A 22,762-nucleotide genomic window follows, 5' to 3' on the forward strand; every position below is an offset into this window, starting at 1 on the left:
GCGTAGTTGCTTCATCCTAAATATAATTGGGAAGTTGGCTCCATAGATGAGCAGCAAGCTTTTTTCTTAGCTAATCAGTTAAATGTACCACATGTTGTGGGTACATTGTTATATCAGCGGGGGTTTACAGATTTTGATCAGGCTAAAAGCTTTTTATACGGAGGCTTAACTGAATTACATGATCCATTTCTTATGAGTGGAGTCCGTGAGGCTGTTGACCGAATTAAGCAAGCTTTACTGGAAAAGGAAAAAATATTGATTTATGGTGATTATGATGCAGATGGAGTATCATCAACTTCACTAATGATTCATCTCATGCGTAAATTAGGAGCGGACTTCGACTATTATATCCCTCATCGTTCAAAGGAAGGTTATGGATTACATATTCATGCAATTCAGAAGTTTCATGAGCAAGGTTATACTTTAATCGTGACGGTGGATACAGGAATTAGTGCAGTAGAGCAAATTGAATATGCAAACTCGTTAGGGATTGATGTGATTGTGACTGATCATCATGAGCCACCTGCTGTGCTCCCTAATGCTTACACGCTAATTAATCCAAAGCTAGAGTATTGTAACTATCCCTTTAAAGGGCTCGCAGGAGTAGGTGTAGCTTATAAGCTAGCACAAGCCTTATTAGGGGAACATACACCACAAGCATGGATTGAGCTCGTCACAATTGGAACGATTGCTGATTTAATGCCATTAAGAGATGAAAACCGAATTTTAGTAACCTATGGTTTAAAGTTAATGAATGCATCAAGTTTTCCTGGTATTCGTGCTTTACTCATGATATCTGGAAATCAGCAAAACATAGTAAATGCAGTGCAGGTTGGTTTTGGACTGGCTCCGCGAATTAATGCAAGTGGAAGAATGAGTCATGCTAGTAGAGCAGTAGAACTTTTGACTGCCGCTGATATAGAGCAAGCAGAGACCATTGCCGAGGAACTAGATGTTTTAAACAAACAACGACAACTGTTAGTCGAGGAAATTTTGATAGAGGCCGTAGCACAGGTAGAAGAGAAAGCAGCACAGGCTGGTATTCCTGATATTATTGTTGTTGCAGGGGAAAATTGGAATGTTGGCGTTGTTGGGATTGTCGCTTCTAAGCTACTTGATCGTTATTATCGACCTGTTATTGTACTTGGAATAGACCCTGAAACTGGTTTATGTAAAGGTTCTGCTCGCTCAATTGCTGATTTCGATATTTATCAGGCATTGACGGCTTGCAGTGAGCTTATGGATCATTATGGTGGTCATCCAGCGGCTGCTGGGATGTCGCTTGCAGTAGCCCAGCTAGAGCAGTTTGAACAGCAGCTTAACAGCTATGCTCAAAATATATTAACTCCTGCTCATTTTACACCTGCAATGCAGGTAGATATGGCATGTAATGTGTCTGATTTAACGATAGAGACAATCGAGCACATGGAGGAGCTTGCTCCATTTGGGATGAATAATCCTTGCCCTAAACTGCTAATACGTGGGGCTAAGTTATTAGAAAGCCGTCAGTTGGGAAAAGATAATAAGCATCTAAAGCTACTCATTTCTCAGCAAGGGTGTACAATTGAAGCAATTGCCTTTAATAAAGGAAATCTTACCTATTTATTATCTGAGGATGCAACGCTTGATTTAGTTGTTGAAGTTAGTATTAATGAATGGAATGGGAAGCGTAAACCTCAGCTATTTATTCAGGATATTGCAGTTCCCCATGTTCAGGTCTTTGATTACCGTCATACAAAATCAGCACATCTCAAGCTTGAACAACTTGCTGAAAAGCTGGAGGCTAGTGGTGTAAATGCTTCTGCTAAAAATGCTGTGTTTGTACAAGCGGGATTTCAAAACCTATTTAGAGAAAACCAATTGCATAATTATTCTTTATGGATTTATGATGAGAAGGAAGGACTTTTGCCAAGCAATGACATCGCAAAAGGGATGAGCTTAGCAGAAGTGACAACAATATTTATAATGCATCTTCCAACTGGGGCAAAAACATGGCATTATATACAAGGGAAGCTAAGTAGCTTAGAGCGTATTTATTTGTTGCATGATGTTCATAAACCTGAAGAACAGGTCATTTCACCAACTAGAGAACATTTTAAAGAGCTGTACGCGATGATAAGGTCTGTGAGCACTACTTCTGAAAATGAACTGTTGCCTTATATCAGTAAAAAAACTGGGTTATCTAGACGCATGTTAAGTATGGCATTGGAAGTATTTAAGGAGTTAGAGTTTATTACTTGGGAGCAAGGTGAGATAAGGCTTAATCCCGCTCCATCAAAACGTGCATTAGAAACATCTACACATTTTATTCGCCTTCAGCAATTAGCTGAAGTTGAGCAACTTATGGTAAATGGTGAGGTTGCTCGTATTCGAGATTGGATGTTAAAGCAAAAATATGCTTAATTAGATTGGGTTCTTTACGAAAAATAGTGCCTGACTATATTGTTGACATATTGATTTTTGCAACTATTTAGGAGGAATATATTTATGGATTTTAAACAGCATATTCGTGTCGTGCCAGATTTTCCGCAACCAGGTATTAGTTTTAAAGATATTACTACCTTGCTAAATGATGGCGAAAAATATCGCATGGCGATTAATGAAATTAAGGATATGATTTCCCATCTTAAAATTGATCTTATCGCTGGTCCGGAGGCACGAGGATTTGTTGTAGGTGCACCACTTGCTTATGCTTTAGGGGTCGGATTTGTACCGATTCGTAAAAAGGGAAAACTTCCTTTTACCACCATTGATGTTAGTTATGGTCTTGAATATGGACAAGATACATTGTCCATGCATACAGATGCGATCAAGCCTGGACAAAACGTATTGATTGCTGACGATTTATTAGCAACAGGTGGCACGATTTGTAGCTCCATTGAATTAGTTCAAAAGCTTGGTGGTAACGTGATTGGGACGGCATTTATGATTGAATTAGCTGAATTACATGGTCGTGACAAGCTTAAAGATATCGATGTCTACACTTTGATGACATACTAATTTGGAGGCTTTAGTTAATCAGTAATTGACACCTAAGGGGGCTAGAGGCTACGTTCCAGAGCGTTCTTACAATCGTTGTTAAAACTAGATTCTTACAACTAAAAAATTGTAGATACAATCTAGTTTTAAAGACGATCTTCAGAATCCCTCTGTCTCTTCGCTAGCTGGAAGTAGGCTGTCAAAACACTGATTTCCTAAAGCAGATTGACCTTCAAAAATTTAAAATAAAAAGGCTTCGAAGCATGGTTAGCTTCAAAGCCTTTTTTAGGTTGTATTAATGTGAAGCCTCTTCCTTATCATTAGACAAGCCAAGTACCTCAATGAGCTTAAACAATAGACTAAGCAAAATACCAACCACAGTTGCAAGTGCCATTCCTTTAAGCTCAACACTACCCATAGTAAGCTTCGTTCCGCTTAAGCCTATTACTAAAATCGTGCTTGTAAGCAGCAGGTTTGTTGCTTTAGAGTAATCTACCTTTTGTTCAACTAAAATACGAAGTCCTGATGCTGCAATTACACCAAACAATAACAATGAAACTCCACCCATTACAGGTTCAGGAATTGCTGAAATTGTCGCCGAGAATTTACCAAAGAAGGATAACACGATGGCAATTACCGCCGCTCCCCCAATAACAAAGATGGAATAAACTTTAGTTAACGCCATAACTCCAATATTTTCTCCATAGGTTGTGTTTGGGGTAGAACCTAGAAAGCCAGAGAAAATCGTAGAAATCCCATTTCCCATTAAGGAACGGTGTAACCCAGGGTCTTTAGCTAAATCTTTACCTACAATGTTACTTGTGACAAGTAAGTGACCAATATGCTCGACAATGACAACAAGTGCAGCTGGAATGATAGTAAGGATTGCAGATACATCCCATTGAGGTGTTGTTATCGTTGGCATAGATAACCATTGTGCGTTGCTTATGCTTGCTACTTTAACCTCACCCAAATACCCAGCAAGTCCATAACCAACAACAATTCCGATCAAAATATGAATGATTTTAGGGAATCCGCGAAATAAAACCGCACCGAGAAGGGTTACTCCTAAGGTTACCAAAGAAATTGTAATCGTGGTTGGATTAGCTACCCAAGTCGCATCACCTGGATTTTTAGGTGTCAAACCTGCCATTCCTGAGGCTACAGGGATTAACTCAAGTCCGATTAGGGCAACAATAGCGCCCATAGCGGCAGGAGGGAAGACAACGTCTATCCAACGAGTACCTGCATATTTGACTAGTAATGCAACTAAGAGGAAGATAACTCCTGTTACAATAAATGCGCCAAGTGCAAGGGAATATCCATTACCCGCATCCTTATGATTGGTTAGAACAGCCATAACAGGAGATATGAATGCAAAGCTTGAGCCTAAGTATGCAGGAATTTTACCCTTACATACTAAAATGTAAAGTAAGGTCCCAATCCCGTTCATGAGCAAGATCGTCGCAGGATCTACCCCAAAAAGGTTAGGCACAAGTACAGTGCTGCCGAACATTGCAAATAAATGCTGTAGGCTTAGCAGGAAACCAGGTGCAATTGCCACCTTTTGATTAACTTGAATTTCACGTTGCAAAAGTGTCACTCCCTCTATCTATATTAACTGACGGTTAAAAACTCCTTTAATAGCTTAAAGATATTTGAGACAATTTACAACATAAAAATGTGTCATGTTAGGTATATTTTTGACAATCCATAGAAATTTAGTAGTTAATTTATTAAATTAATGAAAATTTTTTGGAAATAGGAGTTGCAATACAGCAAATAGTTGACGTAAAAGAGCGTAAGAGTCATAATTATAGGAAATCTAAAAACGGCTAAGCTGACAGAAAGGAAACGAAACGTATTCAATGGGCATTAAGCGATTACTTGATAAGGCGTCCACCTATATAAAAGAAGAGGATCTGGATCGTATTCAAAGGGCATATGAGTTTGCGGATCGTGCACATCTAGGCCAACTTCGTAAATCAGGTGAACAATATATATTACACCCTTTGGCAGTAGCAGATATTGTAGTGAGTATGCAAATGGATGTGTTATCCATCATTGCTGCTCTACTTCATGATGTCGTTGAAGATACTACAGTTTCCTTAGAGGAGATTGAGACCCAATTCGGGAGTGAATGTGCGCTATTAGTGGATGGTTTAACTAAGTTAGAGCGTATTAAGTTCCGTTCCAAAGAAGAGCAGCAAAATGAAAACTATCGGAAAATGTTTATTGCGATGGCACAAGATATACGTGTTATCGTTATTAAGCTTGCTGACCGTCTGCACAACATGAGAACGTTAAAATATCAGTCTGAGGAAAGCCAACGTCGAATTGCATATGAGACATTAGAAATTTTTTGTCCGATTGCTGATCGTCTTGGTATTTCAGCGATTAAATGGGAAATGGAAGACATTTCATTACGTTATTTAAACCCTCAACAATATTATCGTATTGCGAATTTAATGCGTAAAAAGCGTGCAGAACGTGAGGAATTTATCGAGACTGTTATTTCTAAAATTACGGAGAAGCTTGAGGAAATGGGTGTTGAAGCAGACCTATCAGGCAGACCGAAGCATATTTATAGTGTTTATAAAAAAATGACAACAAAAAACAAGCAATTTAATGAAATTTATGATTTGCTTGCGATTCGCGTCATCGTTGACAATATAAAGGATTGTTACGCCACACTTGGAATTATTCATACCTTATGGAAGCCTATGCCTGGACGCTTTAAGGACTATATTGCAATGCCAAAGGCAAACATGTATCAATCCTTGCATACGACTGTCGTAGGACCTACAGGTGAACCTACAGAGGTGCAGATTCGAACAAGAGAAATGCACCGAACGGCAGAATACGGGATTGCGGCACACTGGGCATATAAAGAAGGCATTGAAGCCCCTAACAATAAAATTACATTTTTTAGAGAAATATTAGAGCTACAGCATGAAGCGAAAGATGCTCACGAATTTGTAGAATCACTCAAAATGGACTTTTTCTCTGATTTAGTCTTTGTATTTACCCCTTCTGGTGAGGTTGTAGAGCTGCCAACAGGCTCTGTACCTTTAGATTTTGCTTATCGTATTCATACAGAGGTCGGAAATCGTACGATTGGAGCGAAAGTGAATGGGCGGATTGTCCCGCTAGATCATCGACTTAAAACGGGTGATATTGTTGAAATTTTGACCTCCAAACATTCGTATGGACCAAGTCAGGATTGGATCAAGATCGCTCAGTCTTCCCATGCACGCAGTAAAATTAAACAATGGTTTAAAAAAGAAAAACGGGAAGAGAACATTGAAAAAGGTTATGAAGCAATTGAACGTGAGTTAAAACGTATGGGGATCGAGCCATCAGGCTATATGTCAGATGATAAATTGCTGGAGGCAGCAAAGAAGTATTCCTTTAATGACGTTGACGATATGTTATCAGCGGTTGGTTTTAGTGGAATTACTGCGGCACAAATTGTAACGAAGCTGACCGAGAAGCTACGCAAAGAGCAAGATGAGGCCTCTTATATTGAATTGACCAATGAAGTGAAGGAAGTTAAGCCCGCACCACTACATCGCAAAGGACCTACCAATGGGGTAGTTGTAAAAGGGATTGACAACTTGCTTGTTCGCTTTGCACGATGTTGTAATCCTGTGCCTGGTGACGATATTATTGGTTATATTACGCGTGGACGTGGGGTTTCTGTCCATCGGAGTGACTGTCCTAATATACCTACAGCTAATGATGGGGAAGAGGCAGCACGTGTCATCGAAGTGGAATGGGAAAATGCAGTCGAAGCTAATTATAGTGTAGATATTGAAATTACGGGCCATGATCGCCGCAACTTCTTAAATGAGGTGTTACAGGCTGTTTCTGAAAGTAAAACAAATATGTCAGCAGTGTCTGGTCGTTCAGATAAAAATAAAATGGCATTAGTGCATATGACGATTTTAATTCGTAATACAGAGCATTTACATGCTGTAGTTGAAAAAATTAAACGAGTGAAGGATGTTTATACCGTTCACCGGATTATGCAATAAAGCGAAATTTTGAAAATGGACGAATGAAGATAATTATGCAAGATGCAATATGGATTATGGGAGAAGAAAGGCGCAAGTTTAGGTGAGATTATGAAAATCGTTGTGCAACGTAGTAAGCAAGCACAGGTCATTGTAAATGATGAGGTTGTTGGCAGTATTCAGCAGGGGCTTGTTTTGCTAGTAGGCATCACCCATGATGACACATTACAGGATGCTCAATATTTAGCAGAGAAAATTTCTGGCTTACGCATTTTTAGCGATGATGAAGGCAAGATGAACCTTAGTGTGCTGGACTGCGGAGGTGCTATTTTATCTATTTCTCAATTTACATTGTATGGCGATTGTCGTAAGGGCAAACGTCCTAATTTTATGGCTGCGGCGAAACCGGATCATGCAGAGCCTTTGTATGAGCATTTCAATAATTTGCTGAGAGAAAAGGGACTTGCTGTAGAAACAGGAGTTTTTGGAGCGGATATGGATGTTTCGCTTGTGAATGATGGTCCTGTCACCTTAGTATTGGATACGAAAGCAAATTAAAGTATACACAGCTCTAAATCGTGCTAAAGGTAACTATTTAAAACTGAAAGATATTCAGTATAATCTACAAACAAAGAGGACATGGCTAATAGTGATCTATGATCAAATCGATGTCTAAAGGATGATTAGCTATGCGTCGTGCTATACAGTCACAATGGATGAACCTGTCCTCTTTACATGATATTTCAACCTTGCAGGAGGCTTGCATACTGGGGACAATGACGGCGGGAGAAGAGATGCTGTTAATGGCTTCGGATGTTAAGCCTTCTGTCTTATTTTCTCTACGTCCAACAAGTATGTATTCTAAAACAACGGATCATTCCTATTCGCCGATTTTGCACTAAAGTTATAAAGCCACTCCTTTTGGGTAATAACAAGCATAGTAATTTTATGATTTTATAACTGCAAAGGAGAGATATCTATGTCTAAACATATTCAGGCTTATTTTACTAGTGAAGATCAAGCTGAAGGTGCTAGAAGTAGCTTAATTCCATATGGGCTTGAACAGCTTGAGGTGGGGAAGCTAGAGAAAGGCATTGGACGTAACTCCGATTTGTTAGTTCCGTTTGCTCCAATACAAAATTCAAATTCTACAGCTTCAGGAGGTATGATACCTTCTAGTGGTTTTGCAGGTACAACCTCAACGCAGGGTACGGTTCCTTTTGTAATCAATAATGATGATAATAATGCCTCAAGTAACGAAGAAGCTAAAGATGGAGTTACAGATTCTAGTCTGCCAGGTGAGATCATGAATGATGAAGGCGATTTGTCTTCACTACGTTATGTGTTAAGTGCAAAAGCGAAAGACGAGCAGTATGATGAAGTTATCTCTAAGCTAAGAACATTAGGTGCATATGTGGAATCGTTATAGTTCTATAACGAAAAAAATTGTGTTAAAAACTAATTTTGTAATATAACTGTAATATTACATTCATGTTGCTTTAACATTGCTTGGCTATAATAAACACATGACCCCCTTTTAATATATTACCTTTGGACCTGCACCCCGTTGGTGACAGGTTTTTTTCTGTCCAAATTTAAGAAGTGATGTTTTTAATACATGGACAATGTGTAAGTGGGAAGGATACTATATACTTTGAAGTTTCAGGTTTAGATTAAAATTATAAGCAGTTTACTCTTTAGTGCTTGACTTTACTACAGAGCTTCATATACAATCAAGCAATATAGTTATGATGCTAAGTAAGATTATGATGTACTAATGAACTGATTATGAGTAAAATTCGATGACGGGAAAAAGTAATTCAACCCCACATCCACAGAGATGAATCCCTTGGCTGGAAGGATTCTGGTGATGATTGAATGAAAGACCTCTCCGAGAACCTGATAACGAAAGGTGTAATATGTGTTAACTATTTTCCTATATTGGGCGATAGCGATGATACATGTGATGTACTTAGTAGAGATTAGGCGTAAACGGGCGTTAACCGTATATGAGCGAACAAGTGATATTAGATTTTAGGGCATACACAGTCTCAGGACGTGACTCTAAATTTCTGAATAGGCTAGTTCGGAATGTGGGTGGTACCACGGGTGATTCCATTAAATAATCTCTCGTCCCTGTTGCAAGTTGACAGAGGCGGGAGTTTTTTTGTTGCTAAATTTTATTAAACTCTAACACTAAAAAGCTACACTTAGACTACAAAGGGAGGGTCTTGTTATGGATTTTCAAAAACCAAAAGGGACTCAGGATTTATTGCCAGGGGTTGTGGAAAAATGGCAGTTTATTGAGGAAAAAGCAAGAGATTTATGTCGTCGTTTTAATTATCGCGAAATTCGCACTCCAATTTTTGAGCAAACCTCGTTGTTTGCTAGAGGCGTTGGGGAGACGACAGATATTGTCGAAAAGGAAATGTATACCTTTCTGGACAAAGGCGATCGGAGTATGACCCTAAGGCCAGAAGGCACCGCTGGTGTTGTTCGTGCTTATGTGGAGAACAAGCTATATGGTGATCCCGATATTACGAAGCTTTATTATATGGGACCAATGTTTCGTTATGAGCAACCTCAAGCAGGTCGTCAACGTCAATTCCATCAGTTTGGCGTAGAGGCGATTGGTGCAACAGATGCTAGCCTTGATGCTGAAGTGATTGCACTAGGCTACCAATATTGCCGTGATCTAGGCTTGGAAGGGGTAAAGGTAGAACTAAACTCTGTAGGTAACCCTTCTAGTCGTGCTGTATATCGTGAGAAGCTGTTAGGTTTCCTTAATCCTATTAAAGAAACATTGTGTAAGGATTGCCAAGCTCGGATTGAGCGTAATCCACTTCGTGTTCTTGATTGTAAAGTAGATCAAGATAAGTTCACGGATGCCCCATCTATTTTGGATAGCTTGGATGAAGAAAGCAGCACACATTTTGAAAAAGTGAAGTCATTGTTAAACAGCATGGGTGTAGAATATGTCATTAATTCTCGCTTGGTAAGAGGACTAGATTACTATACGTTTACTGCATTTGAATATAAAGCAAACGAAACAGGCAATGTAGCTACCGTTGGTGGTGGTGGTCGCTATAACGGCTTAGTGAGTGAAATTGGCGGACCTGAGCAGCCTGGGATTGGTTTTGGACTTGGCTTGGAGCGTATTGCGCTAATTTTGGAAAAACAACAGGTAGCTGCTACCAATGAGCAACCGTTAGATATATACCTCATTGCACTAGGTGAAGCTGCGGAAGCGGAAGTAAATAATCAGCTGTTTAAGCTTCGTCAGGCCGGTTTTTCAGCGGATCGTGATTATTTAGGTAGAAAAATGAAGGCACAAATGAAGTCAGCTGACCGCATGAAGGCTAAATTCACTGCTATTCTTGGGGATGATGAGCTAAGCCGTGGTGAAATTGCACTAAAAGCAATGGAGACAGGGGAACAACGTACGGTTAAATTAGCTGAGCTTGTTCAGGAGTTAGGACAACAAAAATAAGCAGGTGCCAGGTTTTGATTTTATTGAGCTAAAAAACCGGCTCGATCTTGAAATTAGTGCTTGACAGTAAACCCAAAATAGCGAAGAGACAGAGAGATTCTGAAGGTTGTCTCTTAAAATCAAATTCCATCCATAAAATTACTTCAATAAAAGGAATATGATTTTAACAACAATCGCAAGAACTCTCTGGATCGTAGCTACCACCCTCCAGTCATTGTCAAGTGCTAAGTTTTAAATAGAGCCTAGAAACCAAACATATATTAAGGAGCGAATCACATGAAACGAAGTCATAGTTGCGGTACAATTACTGCCGAACATATTGGACAAACTGTAGTATTAAATGGATGGGTACAAACTCGCCGTGATTTAGGTGGGGTATTGTTTATCGATTTGCGTGATCGTAGTGGCTTAGTGCAGGTTGTTTTTAACCCTGCTTATTCTGGTGATGCGCTTGAGATCGCAGATAAAGTTCGTAGTGAATATGTAATCGCGGTAAAAGGTGAAGTCGTAAAGCGTGATGCAGAAACGGTCAATAAAAACTTACCTACGGGTGAGCTTGAAGTTCGTGTTACCGAAATCGATGTATTAAATGCAGCGAAAACACCTCCATTTTTCATTGAGGATGGCATTGAGGTAGATGAATCTTTACGTTTAAAATATCGTTATTTAGATTTACGTCGTCCTGAAATGCAACGTACATTGGCTCTTCGCTCTAAAGCGTCTAAAGTGTTCCGCGATTTCTTAGATGAGCAAGGTTTTATTGATGTTGAAACACCAATTTTAACAAAAAGCTCCCCAGAAGGTGCGCGTGACTACTTAGTACCAAGTCGTGTGCATGAAGGCGAATTTTTTGCACTTCCACAATCTCCACAATTGTATAAGCAGTTGCTTATGGTAAGTGGAATTGAACGTTATTATCAAATCGCACGTTGCTTCCGTGATGAGGATTTACGCGCAGACCGCCAGCCTGAATTTACACAAGTGGACATTGAAACTTCCTTCTTAACCCAAGATGAATTGTTGTCCATGATGGAGCAATTAGTGTCTCGTGTCTTTAAAGAAACAAAAGGCATTGAAGTTTCAGTACCATTCCAACGCTTAACGTATGCAGAAGCAATGAACAAATATGGTTCAGATAAACCAGATTTACGTTTTGGCTTAGAGCTTATTGAAGTAAACGATATCGTAGCAACAAGTGGTGTTAAAGTATTTGCTTCTGTCATCGAAAAAGGTGGAGAAGTCAAGGTATTGAACGCTAAAGGCTGTGGAACATGGAGCCGTAAGGAAATTGATGACTTAGGTCCATTTGCTGCTCGTTATGGCGCTAAAGGTTTGGCTTGGATTCAAGTGAAGGAAGGCGAATTCCGTGGTCCAATCGTGAAGTTCTTTAACGAAGAGGAAATCGCAGCATTAAAAGAACGTACTGGCGCAGAGGAAGGCGACTTGCTCTTGTTCTCCGCAGATAACAAAAAAGTAGTGGCGGATGTACTTGGTAATTTGCGTCTTAAAATTGGACGTCAGCTTGGCTTAATTAACGAAAATGAATTTAAATTTGCGTGGGTTGTTGATTTCCCATTGCTCGAGTGGGATGAGGATCAAAAACGTTATGTTGCACTGCACCATCCATTTACTCGCCCTCGTGACGAAGATGCAGCATTGTTTGATACTGATCCAGGACAAATTCTTGCACAAGCTTATGACCTCGTGTTGAACGGGTATGAGGTTGGTGGTGGTTCTATGCGTATTTACAAACGTGATGTGCAGGAAAAAATGTTCGCGGCGATTGGTTTGTCTCCTGAAGAAGCACAAGACAAATTTGGCTATTTGCTAGATGCTTTTGAATATGGTACACCTCCACATGGTGGTATGGCGTTTGGTTTGGATCGTTTAGTGATGTTATTAGCAGGTGTAACTAACTTGCGCGAAACGATTGCATTCCCTAAAACAGCGAGTGCAACAGACTTACTTATGAATGCACCATCTGAAGTGGATAAAGGTCAATTAGAGCAGCTTCATATCAAAGTAGCTAAAAAAACAGAGCCAGTTAAAAATTAATCCCTCATAATATAGAGGAGGAGTTACCTCGAAATGCTGAATCAATTTTCACGAACAGAGCTTGCCATTGGGCAAGAAGGTCTTGAAACTTTAAAAAATAGTACTGTGGCAGTGCTTGGCATTGGCGGTGTGGGTTCAATCGCGGTTGAATCCCTCGCTCGTGCAGGGGTAGGCCGTATTATTTTAATTGATAAAGATGTAGTGGACATTACAAATGTGAATCGTCAAATTCATGCGCTAACCTCTACAGTGGGACAAAAGAAAACCGACTTAATGTGTGAACGCGTAAAGCTAATTAACCCAGAGTGTGAAACGATTGCGCTTAATATGTTTTATACCGAAGAAACGTATGAGCAGTTGTTTCAATACGATCTTGATTATGTTTTAGACGCATCAGACACCATTATTTACAAGGTGCATCTCATTATGGAATGTCGCAAGCGTGGAATTCCGATGATTTCAAGTATGGGTGCGGCAAATCGGATGGACCCTACTAAATTTGAGGTCGCAGACATTTCTAAAACCCATATGGACCCAATGGCACGAGTCATTCGTGGGAAGCTAAGGGACCTCGGCGTTAAAAAAGGGGTGCAGGTCGTTTTCTCTACTGAAAAGCCTGTTAAGCCTAGAGTGGATGTAACTGAGAAAATTGTATCTCCAAATGCACCGGCGATTCGTAAGGCGAAGCAACCGCCAGCGAGCATATCCTTTGTTCCGCCTACGGTTGGTTTGATTATGACAAGTGTAGCTGTACGTGATTTGTTGGCTAAGAAATAATAAAAGAACATAAAACCGCTTATGAGGTAAACTGACTTAGCAGTTAGATAAATTCTAACGAAAGCACTCAGTTTTTCATAAGCGGTTTTTTATTTGATCAATTCAAATTACTAAGGTTAAGGACTGGACTAGCAAAAGGGATCGTAAATTAAGTGGCGAATTATTTGCAATATATAGTTTTTAAGGAGGGGACGTACGATGTCTAGTATGAAATCACCAGGGGGCTCTTTATTTCCTTACTATTACAAAGGTGGGGAATTACATTGCTTGAAATATGGAAGCTTTTACGATAATGCAGAGTTACTGTTTAAATTAATGAAAGAAGAAGAGAAATTTATATCAAGTCAAAACCATTTGCTAAATATATGGGTTGATTTTTACAAAACAAAGTTGACGGATCCTGTCTTAAACAAGTTTCTCGAGAACATGATTTATTTACAAAATCACTCGAAAAAAATTGCAATAGTAGGGTTTTCCTTCTGGGATAAGCGACGTTTTCGTCAAATGGTAAAAAAACAGAACTATTCATTTTCGGTCCCAATTCAATATTATGATGATCCAGAGATTGCTAAAACATGGCTTATAAGTGACTAAGTATTCAACACTTTTATTTTCTAATTAAAATGCTTTGCGCTCAGTAAACCCAAGGTGTATAATGGAGTTCCTTTTGCTTTTATACTGTACGTATATGGAAGGAATAAACCTTAGGAGGTAACTGAAAGTGGCGGATTTTCAAAGTGCCTATCAAGAAGAAAAAGAGAAGCTTACGCAGACGATGGAGATGATGGATACACAGCTATCTTCATTACGAAGCATACCCGAATATACGGGCTCAGATTTCACCCAGCAAGTGTTGGAGGATATGCGACAGCAGCAGATGAAGCAGCTAGAGCTATCAGCCAAGGAGCCTTATTTTGGACGATTAGATTTTGAAACAGATCGTGAAGGCTTGCATCCTTATTATATCGGAAAAAGAGGCGTAAATGATCCTCAGAGCAACCAGCCATTAGTGTTAGATTGGCGTGCTCCACTGGCTAGCTTATTTTATTCGTTTACAGGGGGAGACGTGGCTAGTTACGAAGCTCCAGAGGGTGAAATAAACGGTTCAGTTCACTTAAAGCGTAACATTATTGTGCGTAAAGGTGAATTGGAGCGTATTGCAGACACCTTTAACCGAGACAGTGAGGCGCCTGCAGTATCTGATGAGTTTTTGGTATATCGTTTAGGGGAAAATAAGGATAATCGCTTACGTGATATTGTATCGACGATTCAAGCGGAGCAGGATTTAATTATTCGTGGACCACGTAATGCAGCCCTAATAATTCAAGGTGTAGCGGGAAGCGGGAAAACAACAGTAGCGCTTCACCGGCTAGCCTTTTTGCTATATCAATATAAGGAACAGATGTCAGCTGAAAAAATGATGATTTTTGCACCAAATATGATGTTTATTGATTATATTTCTGAGGTTTTACCTGAACTGGGTGTTGGTGATATCGGTCAAGGTACATTTATGGATTGGGCCTCACAATTGCTTGAGCTGGATGAGGTGGCAGTAGATGATTCCTCGGTATGGACGAACTGGTTTGATCAACAGACGGTGGATGTTAAGCATGAACGTGATGATAAGCAACTATCAGGACGATTTAAAGGTTCAATACATTTTAAAAATCTAATTGAAGAAGCTATCGCGTCTCTAGATACATTATGTGTACCTAAGCTTTCCTTTGAGCCTTGGGAGGGTGTGATGCTGAGCTATGAGGATATCGTAGCTTGGTTTGAAGGCGAGTATCGTCATTACCCTATTGCTAAACGTAAGGAGCGTGTGTTAGCGCGTATTCACCGCTGGATTGAGATGGAGCTTAAAAAATCGATGTCTGCGAATCAACTTAAAGAGCACAAGAAAAAAGCACAGCAACGTGAGAAGGCATATGCTAAAAAATGGGCAGAGCTTACCCCATTAGCGATCTATCAGGAGTTATTTGGGATGAAAAAGGGAGTTAAGCTTGGCTTACCGCAGCTAAAATCAGCAATCCCAGCAGAAATTTGGAAGCAAACGCAAGGGAATCTAAAAGTGAACGTCATTAAGGAAGAAGACCTTGCGCCAATGCTTCATTTGTATACAAAGCTAAATGAAATAACAAGTGCCCAAACCTTTGACCATATCGTTATCGATGAAGCACAGGACTTTTCTCCGTTTCAAATCGCGGTCTTGGATCAATTTGTGAAGGGACATTCCTTTACAATTCTTGGTGATCTTTCGCAAGGGATTCATTACTATAAAGGGATACAGTCGTGGGAGGAAATGAGTAGCTTATTTCAGCCAGACGAAACCTCTTATTTTGCCTTGAAACGTAGCTATCGCTCCACCATGGAAATTATTGATTATGGAAATCATATTTTACAATCAGGGGTGAAAACCGATTTACTTGCCATTCCAGTTTTCCGTAGTGGGAATCCTGTCTTATTAAAGCCCATCGAGGTGGAGGCTGTCCAAGCCCAAGTGTTAGCAAACCTTCAGCAGTTAATGTCAGGTGACTATCGTACTGCCGCAATTTTAACAAGAACTTTAGCAGAAGCAAGAAGCTTATATTCATTTCTCATTGACGCTGGAATTGAGGTTAACTTGATTGATGGGGACCGTGGTGAATATCGTGGAGGCATTTCTGTCTTGCCGGTTTATTTATCTAAAGGCTTGGAGTTTGATGCTGTAATTGTAACCGATGTAGATACAGCACATTATAGTGAGCAGGATGCGAAGCTCCTATACGTTGGTTGCACGCGTGCACTTCATGAGTTGTGGATATTACATGGGGAACAAGTACCAAGCTATGTTCATATTCCTGCCGTAAGCTAGAAATAAATTTAGCTGCATTTGAGTTTAGAAGACGTATTAAATATAAAAAAGGGATTAGACTTTTGTAGTATAGGTCTATCCCTTTTGTTTATATTCATATATAAAATCATGCGTGAGTATAGGCTAGAGTTGATGTTGCTTCACAATCACGCATTTTGGAAATGATCTTACGAATACTTTCTTCTGAAAGATGATAGCTTGTAGCTAATACTTTGACAGATTGACCATTGCAATAGTCATCATAAATTTCCTGATTACGAATATTTAGACTTAGGCGAGAGCCACTGAGTTCTCCCCAAGGTGTACGCGCTTGTTCTTGTTTAGGAATATAAAGTAATTCACCCTGAATATATTGCTGAAGCTCCTCTAATAATCGGGGGGGAAGCACTTCTCTCCCGTTTTTGTAGTTCACGATCAAAATCCTCCTCAATTTGTTGTCTTCGTGTTGACAGCGTCATCAAATAAGTTGGCATGTCGTAACTCCCCCTTTCGTTAATTTGTACATCTGTTGTACGTTTATTTTAATACTTCTTACTATAGCATAGGTTACACATATTTATCCACATCAACATTACCTACATCTTCCAAAAAGAAAAGAATGACTCTATTCTCGTTGTTAGATATGAGGAATTGATATTCGCGCTTTTTATAAAAATAAGGGACCCGTGTTGGCCCCTTATTTCATTAACTGGGATCTCCGTAATTAAACGGAGACCACCTCACTTGTTGAAAACATTTCGAAATCAGCCCCTTTCCTCAAAACTTGTCGGCCCCGACATCTATATTAACTCATATTTCAAATCAAGTTTACAGTGAAAGAATAACTATAAGTGTTTTTTACCACACTCGCTGTTTTCACTTTACATGTGATAAAATACAAAAGATAAGGAAGTGAACATAATGGATTTGTTTACCTATCAAGGTGATCAACAACCCGTAGGGAGATTGCTTGCAGATCGCATGCGTCCAACTACGCTACAAGAATACATTGGACAAGAACATATTGTAGGGGAAGGCAAGCTGCTTAGACGTGCGATTGAGGCAGATCAGGTGTCTTCTATTTTGTTATATGGTCCACCAGGCTGTGGGAAAACAACATTAGCTCATATTATTTCTCATCAAACCCAAGGTGAATTTGTTCGTCTGAATGCAGTCGATGCCTCTGTAAAAGACGTACGTGAGGTTATTGCAAAGGCAGAAGCAGACAAAGCTTTATATGGCACAAAGACGATTTTGTTTCTAGATGAGGTACATCGTTTTAATAGCGCTAGACAAGATGCATTGCTACCTGCAGTTGAGAAGGGAACAATTATTTTTATCGGGGCTACGACAGAAAATCCGTTTCATTATGTAAATGGCGCGTTACTAAGTCGTTCCACATTATTTCAGCTACAAGCATTAACAAGTCAACATTCCTATGCCGCAATGAAACGTGCATTAGAAGATACCGAGCGTGGATTAGCTTTCATGTCCCTTCAGGTTGATGAGGAAGCACTTCAGCATATTGCTTCGATGGCAAATGGTGATATTCGTCGTGCTTTAAATGCGCTAGAATTAGCTGCGTTAACAACGCCACCAATGCAGGATGGTACAGTACATATTACGATGGAGGTGGCAGAGGAATGTATCCGCCGTCCTATCGTCAAGGCAGATGAGTCTACGCAATATGATGTATTATCTGCTTTTCATAAAAGCATTCGTGGTTCTAGTGATGCTGCTTTGTTTTGGTGCCTTTATGGTGTAGAAAAGCTGGGAATGGACCCGATGACGTTTATTCGTCGTCTGATCGCGGCGTGTAGTGAGGATATTGGGCTTGCTAACCCGCAAGCTATGGTGCAGGCTACAAGCGCATTAGAGGCGTATCACAATAATGGCTGGTCAGAAGGCAAGCTGAATATTGCACAGGCGATTTTATTTGCTGTAGAAAGTCCGAAGTCAAATGCTGTTATTATGGCAATTTCCAAAGCAATGACAAGCATAAATGAACTCAAATCAGCTGAAGTTCCACTTCATCTGCGTGATGCACATTACAAGGGCTCAGAACAGCTTGGTCATGTTGGCTACAAGTACCCTCATAACTATGATGGGCATTATGTGCCACAGCAATATTTGCCCACTCAGCTAGAGGGACAAGTGTTTTATGAGGCGACTGAGCAAGGGAACGAAAGTAAAATTAAGCACAATCAACAGCTGAGACGAAAAAAAAAGCAGTAACTAAGCTGTGGAGGCTGGTAGCAATAAAATCAAAAAAATCTGTAGCCAATACCCACTAGGGAAATGCTACAGATTTTTTAAATTCATTCATTTTAAACTGAATGTTAAGCTTATTATTTTATAACAGTTTATTACCACTTAGTTAGCTACAGGAGCAGGAATTTTGTGTGCAACCTCTATGGTTCCGCCGCCGATACATTCCTCACCAGCATAAAATACGACAGCTTGCCCAGGTGTAATCGCCTTTTGAAGCTCATCAAAAGCAACATTTACAGTGCCATCAGGTTGTGCAGTAACAGTCACCCCTTGATCAGGTTGGCGGTAACGGAATTTCGCTGTACATTTTAATGAGCCATCAGCAAGAAGGTTTTTGCCTGAAATAAAGTTCACTCCTGATGCTGTTAAACCACTAGAATACAAGCTATGATGCTTGTCTCCTTGTACAACGTAAAGGACATTGTTTTCTAAGTCCTTTTCAGCCACAAACCATGGTTCCCCAGTGCCTGAGCCACCAATACCAAGACCTTGGCGTTGTCCAAGGGTGTAATACATCAAGCCATCATGTGATCCCTTCACTTCGCCGGTTGCAATATCAATCATTTTCCCAGATTTAGCAGGTAAATATTGACTAAGGAATTCTCGGAAATTACGTTCACCGATAAAACATACGCCTGTACTGTCTTTTTTCTTCGCTGTATATAATCCCGCTTCTTCTGCAAGCTTACGTACCTCTGGTTTAGGCAGATGTCCGATTGGGAACATGGTTTTGGATAGCTGTGCTTGATTAAGTGCATTAAGGAAGTAGGTTTGATCCTTATTGTTATCTACACCTCGAAGCAGCTTGTAGATACCATCCTCTTGCACTAGTCTAGCATAATGACCTGTTGCCACATAATCAGCACCAAGATCCATTGCTTTGTTTAAAAATTCACCAAACTTAATTTCCCGATTACACATCACATCAGGATTTGGCGTACGTCCAAGCTTATATTCTTCAAGAAAATAGGCAAAGACTTTATCATAATATTCCTTTTCAAAATTAACTGTATAATAAGGAATGTCGATCTGCTCGCAGACACGTCTTACATCTTCAGCATCCGATTCAGCAGTACATTGTCCAAATTCGTCAGTGTCATCCCAATTTTTCATAAAAATTCCGATGACATCGTAGCCTTGGCGTTTGAGCAATAATGCGGTTACTGAGGAATCGACGCCTCCCGACATACCGACAACAACTCTTGTTTCGTTGTTTGGTTTTGACATTTACGTGTTCCTCCTTGTTGAAATATAGTGCTGTCGTTATCTTATCATAAAGCAGTCCAAATAAAACAATGAATTGTTGATTTTTTTGTGTAAAAAACAAACTCGATATCTAAATTAGTGGTTGCCAAACACTAGAAATCGCGAAGGAACAAAGGATTTTGGAGAAGTGTAACGTTCGTATTTAAAACCAGATTTCAACGACAAGATTGCCATATTTATAAGAAATGTGGTTTTAACAACGATCGGAAAAACCTTTGTTCTGTAGCCTTCCATCTACTTAGTTGGCAGCCACTAATTTTAATTAGAGTCAAAAATCAAACATTTCATGTTATTTATTTTCCAAAAGGACTACACTTATGTTACGATAAACATAGATTAATGATAGGAATAGGGAGTTTTCCCTCAGCATCATTAATGACCAAAGTTTAATTATATAAAGATTATTTGAAAATTGAAAGAGGTGGCTTCTTTGAAGATTTCCACAAAGGGACGCTATGGTTTAACGATCATGATGGAGTTGGCTATGAAATTCGGCGAAGGTCCAACTTCCCTAAAAAGTATTGCTGAAAAAAATCAACTCTCTGAGCATTATTTAGAACAGCTTATTGCACCATTACGCAACGCAGGATTGGTAAAAAGTATACGTGGTGCTTATGGCGGGTACATTTTAGCTCGGGAAGCTGCAACGATCACAGCAGGGGACATTATTCGTGTGTTGGAAGGCCCAATTTCACCAGTTGATTTCACTGAGGAAGATGATCCAGCCAAGCGTGATTTGTGGTTACGCATTCGCGATAGTATCGCTGAGGTGCTTGATTCCACTTCCCTCGAGGATTTAATTACGTATCATGAGGATAATAAGAAAACCGACTATATGTTTTACATTTAAAAATGTAAGAGATGAAATGCTAAAACTCCTTGGTATATAAGGAGTTTTTTAGTGTTTTATGGGGTGGTCGGGCTATCCGATTCGTTATGCAAATGAAGATAATAATTCGTTGAATCTATCGCGCTCCTCTAAAAAGGCACAATGGCCGCTGTATTGGAACGGAACTAGCATTGAATTTTTTATCAGTTTATTTGTTTCCTCAGCTTGGGTAAAGGGAACGAGTTTATCATGAACTCCGTGAATAATTAATGTGGGAACATCGATCTGACTGAGATCGTTGTACACATTTTCATCCCTAAGCGTGACCATAATGGCGGAAGTTGCCCAATTTGCCGCTTGTAATCCCATTAAAACGAACCAATCGGATTTTGGTTCGGAAATATACTGAAAGAAAAAGTTTCTCGTTTGGTCTTGCAACATTTGCGGTCGGTCATGATTTGTATCTTCAATGATTTTATTTGCAAATTCTTTTGGAACACTAGATGGAGAGGCAGCGTCGATCAGGACAAGTTTAGCTACCCCATACCCTTTGTATCGAGCCATATAACGAATCGATATCGCGCCTCCGGTAGAGTGACCCGCCAGTGTTATGTTTTTTATCTGTAACGCCTCGATAACCATGTGGACATCATCTGCTAATCTATCGAAATTGTACCCATCGAATGGTTTATCCGAATTACCGTATCCTCTCCAGTCCATTCCGATACAACGATATCCGAGCTTAGGAAGGTAATTGAACTGATATTCGAACTGGTTATGGTTTAGCGGCCATCCATGAATAAAAAGAATCGTTTTATTTCCCTTCGGATTGATGTCCTCTATGAATACTTTTACGCCCGGTTCCACAGTAATGAAGTATCCCAAGTGTATCGCCTCATTTTTCAAAAAATGTACTTCCCCATTAAGATATTCACTCTAGGAAAGGTAAATACCTAATTTGGGCGTCAAATTAGATTTAGAATAATCACATTTTCTGCGTAAACAAGCGAATTTACAAGGTATTTCTGGGTTTGAATTTAATAGGCATTCCCCTGAAGAGCAGTACTTAGATGTGTATGCAAATGTATGCGAAATGAAAATTTACATGTTTTATATTTATTGCTTTTATTCGATGCTATACTCATTTACTTCAAATGAAAGTATGTTCTTAAATATGACATAATCCACACGCTTAATGAAAGGACCTTTATTATTGTTTTGTTTGTTAATACCATATCTTGCTGGACCAGTTCCGTTTTCTTTTGTATCGTACCAATTAATAAAGTCATTTACTTCGCTCATGGAGAGATCAAATTCCTTCTCAAGACCAGTGTTCATAGTTATAACCAAGAAGGCTCTATTTCCAATTGGTTCTGGCTCTGGAGTAGGTGTTTGTTCTGCAATGACATCAATACCGTAAAACCGATAGTCATTACCTAAGGTATTGGTGGAGGGCTCCACAGTCCACACTTTGACCTCATGCTCTCCTAGAGTTAATGTAGGTGACTCATAAATTAAAATATTCGTTTTATAATCTGTGATTGCTTCATTATGTGGTGAGAAATATTGTGTATTTCCATCAATGCTTATCGCTACCTTTTTTGAGTATGAATAGTTTGAGGCCGTTAAATAACGGAGTTTAGTACCAGAAAATTTGAATTGCAGTTCACCTTTTGATTTGCCTGTGAGTGTACCACTGAAAGTAACGCCATTCGTTTCCTGACTTTGTTCCCATCCAGTACCATACTTGAAGATATCAGAAGTATTAGTATACCTTGTCCATCCTTCTTCAGGGTGATCTAATTTATCCCCAATTGAAGCAGCAAATGCACTAGTTCCAACACTAAAAAGTAATAAAAATGAAAGCAGAGCAGGTAATAAAATTTTCTTCATATTCCAAAATCTCCTTTTAAATATATTTAATAGGAATCATATGAGAAATATTTGGCTATGTCCAAACATAAATGTCTATATATGTAATATTATGATGATAAATAGAAATTGTTTTTACAGCATATACCGAATATAATTATATAAAGTATCCGATAACATTGGTAAATAACAATGCTATGTCCTTCATTTTAACTTACATATTCTATATTTTTTATGTTAAAATAAAAATAGAAATAAGGACGGTTGACGGACCGTCCTCAGTACAAACAACTTGAGTGGGATTACCCTCCAAGAAAAGTTTATTTCATGAAGAAGTGACCCACAGGTTTGTTGATATGCTCCCAACATAGTAG

18 protein-coding genes are annotated in these 22,762 nt (G+C 39.4%); 13 read left to right on the top strand and 5 right to left on the bottom strand.

Annotation, left to right across the window (positions count from 1 at the left end; all coding sequences use genetic code 11):
* The first annotated feature begins 6 nt into the window (after positions 1-6).
* The gene (gene recJ, locus ABE099_RS15680) at positions 7-2,403 is read left to right on the top strand and encodes a single-stranded-DNA-specific exonuclease RecJ (RefSeq protein ID WP_430032056.1); all 2,397 of its coding nucleotides are present in this window, start codon (positions 7-9) and stop codon (positions 2,401-2,403) included.
* 84 nt (positions 2,404-2,487) lie between these two features.
* Positions 2,488-3,000, top strand: coding sequence for an adenine phosphoribosyltransferase (locus tag ABE099_RS15685; RefSeq protein WP_430032057.1), 513 nt, complete (start codon positions 2,488-2,490; stop codon positions 2,998-3,000).
* 274 nt (positions 3,001-3,274) lie between these two features.
* On the opposite strand, the gene uraA is transcribed toward ABE099_RS15685, so the two are convergent.
* A complete protein-coding gene (gene uraA / locus ABE099_RS15690; RefSeq protein ID WP_430032058.1) occupies positions 3,275-4,573 on the bottom strand; it encodes a uracil permease in 1,299 nt (432 codons plus the stop codon).
* A 274-nt stretch (positions 4,574-4,847) separates the two neighbouring features.
* Here uraA and ABE099_RS15695 point away from each other — a divergent pair, with 274 nt between their 5' ends.
* The 9 genes from ABE099_RS15695 to ABE099_RS15735 all read left to right on the top strand — a co-directional run bounded on the left by ABE099_RS15695 (position 4,848) and on the right by ABE099_RS15735 (position 16,171).
* Entirely contained in the window at positions 4,848-7,016 is a 2,169-nt protein-coding gene (locus ABE099_RS15695; protein WP_430032059.1) for a RelA/SpoT family protein, read from the top strand.
* A 90-nt stretch (positions 7,017-7,106) separates the two neighbouring features.
* Positions 7,107-7,553: a D-aminoacyl-tRNA deacylase gene (dtd, locus tag ABE099_RS15700; RefSeq protein WP_430032076.1), complete on the top strand. Its 447-nt coding sequence runs from the start codon at positions 7,107-7,109 to the stop codon at positions 7,551-7,553.
* 131 nt (positions 7,554-7,684) lie between these two features.
* Entirely contained in the window at positions 7,685-7,897 is a 213-nt protein-coding gene (locus tag ABE099_RS15705; protein WP_430032060.1) for a hypothetical protein, read from the top strand.
* 77 nt (positions 7,898-7,974) lie between these two features.
* Positions 7,975-8,424, top strand: coding sequence for a hypothetical protein (locus ABE099_RS15710; RefSeq protein ID WP_430032061.1), 450 nt, complete (start codon positions 7,975-7,977; stop codon positions 8,422-8,424).
* 807 nt (positions 8,425-9,231) lie between these two features.
* Complete coding sequence (gene hisS / locus ABE099_RS15715) at positions 9,232-10,485, top strand: histidine--tRNA ligase (protein WP_430032062.1); 1,254 nt, start codon at positions 9,232-9,234, stop codon at positions 10,483-10,485.
* 276 nt (positions 10,486-10,761) lie between these two features.
* Positions 10,762-12,540, top strand: a complete 1,779-nt coding sequence (aspS, locus tag ABE099_RS15720; RefSeq protein ID WP_430032063.1) for an aspartate--tRNA ligase — start codon at positions 10,762-10,764, stop codon at positions 12,538-12,540.
* Between the two features lie 33 nt (positions 12,541-12,573).
* Positions 12,574-13,317 carry a tRNA threonylcarbamoyladenosine dehydratase gene (locus ABE099_RS15725; protein WP_430032064.1) on the top strand — a complete coding sequence of 248 codons (744 nt, stop codon included), beginning with the start codon at positions 12,574-12,576 and terminating at the stop codon, positions 13,315-13,317.
* Positions 13,318-13,515: 198 nt separating this feature from the next.
* On the top strand, positions 13,516-13,911 hold the full coding sequence (locus tag ABE099_RS15730) for a hypothetical protein (RefSeq protein WP_430032065.1): 396 nt from the start codon (positions 13,516-13,518) through the stop codon (positions 13,909-13,911).
* A gap of 181 nt (positions 13,912-14,092) precedes the next feature.
* Positions 14,093-16,171, top strand: coding sequence for a HelD family protein (locus tag ABE099_RS15735; RefSeq protein ID WP_430032077.1), 2,079 nt, complete (start codon positions 14,093-14,095; stop codon positions 16,169-16,171).
* Between the two features lie 106 nt (positions 16,172-16,277).
* Here ABE099_RS15735 and ABE099_RS15740 read toward each other — a convergent pair whose 3' ends face one another.
* Positions 16,278-16,583 carry a CD3324 family protein gene (locus ABE099_RS15740; RefSeq protein ID WP_430032066.1) on the bottom strand — a complete coding sequence of 102 codons (306 nt, stop codon included), beginning with the start codon at positions 16,581-16,583 and terminating at the stop codon, positions 16,278-16,280.
* A gap of 488 nt (positions 16,584-17,071) precedes the next feature.
* Here ABE099_RS15740 and ABE099_RS15745 point away from each other — a divergent pair, with 488 nt between their 5' ends.
* Positions 17,072-18,385, top strand: a complete 1,314-nt coding sequence (locus ABE099_RS15745) for a replication-associated recombination protein A (RefSeq protein WP_430032067.1) — start codon at positions 17,072-17,074, stop codon at positions 18,383-18,385.
* Positions 18,386-18,523: 138 nt separating this feature from the next.
* Here ABE099_RS15745 and mnmA read toward each other — a convergent pair whose 3' ends face one another.
* Positions 18,524-19,648, bottom strand: a complete 1,125-nt coding sequence (gene mnmA, locus ABE099_RS15750) for a tRNA 2-thiouridine(34) synthase MnmA (protein ID WP_430032068.1) — start codon at positions 19,646-19,648, stop codon at positions 18,524-18,526.
* Between the two features lie 469 nt (positions 19,649-20,117).
* On the opposite strand from mnmA, the gene cymR reads away from it, so the two are divergent.
* Entirely contained in the window at positions 20,118-20,537 is a 420-nt protein-coding gene (cymR, locus tag ABE099_RS15755; RefSeq protein ID WP_430032069.1) for a cysteine metabolism transcriptional regulator CymR, read from the top strand.
* An 84-nt stretch (positions 20,538-20,621) separates the two neighbouring features.
* Here the strand turns inward: cymR and ABE099_RS15760 are convergent, their stop codons facing one another.
* On the bottom strand, positions 20,622-21,401 hold the full coding sequence (locus ABE099_RS15760) for an alpha/beta fold hydrolase (protein ID WP_430032078.1): 780 nt from the start codon (positions 21,399-21,401) through the stop codon (positions 20,622-20,624).
* A 240-nt stretch (positions 21,402-21,641) separates the two neighbouring features.
* Positions 21,642-22,409 carry a bacterial surface protein gene (locus ABE099_RS15765; protein ID WP_430032070.1) on the bottom strand — a complete coding sequence of 256 codons (768 nt, stop codon included), beginning with the start codon at positions 22,407-22,409 and terminating at the stop codon, positions 21,642-21,644.
* Positions 22,410-22,762 lie beyond the last annotated feature (353 nt).

This window comes from Paenibacillus turicensis, assembly GCF_050461185.1.
Taxonomy (GTDB): domain Bacteria; phylum Bacillota; class Bacilli; order Paenibacillales; family Paenibacillaceae; genus Fontibacillus; species Fontibacillus turicensis_A.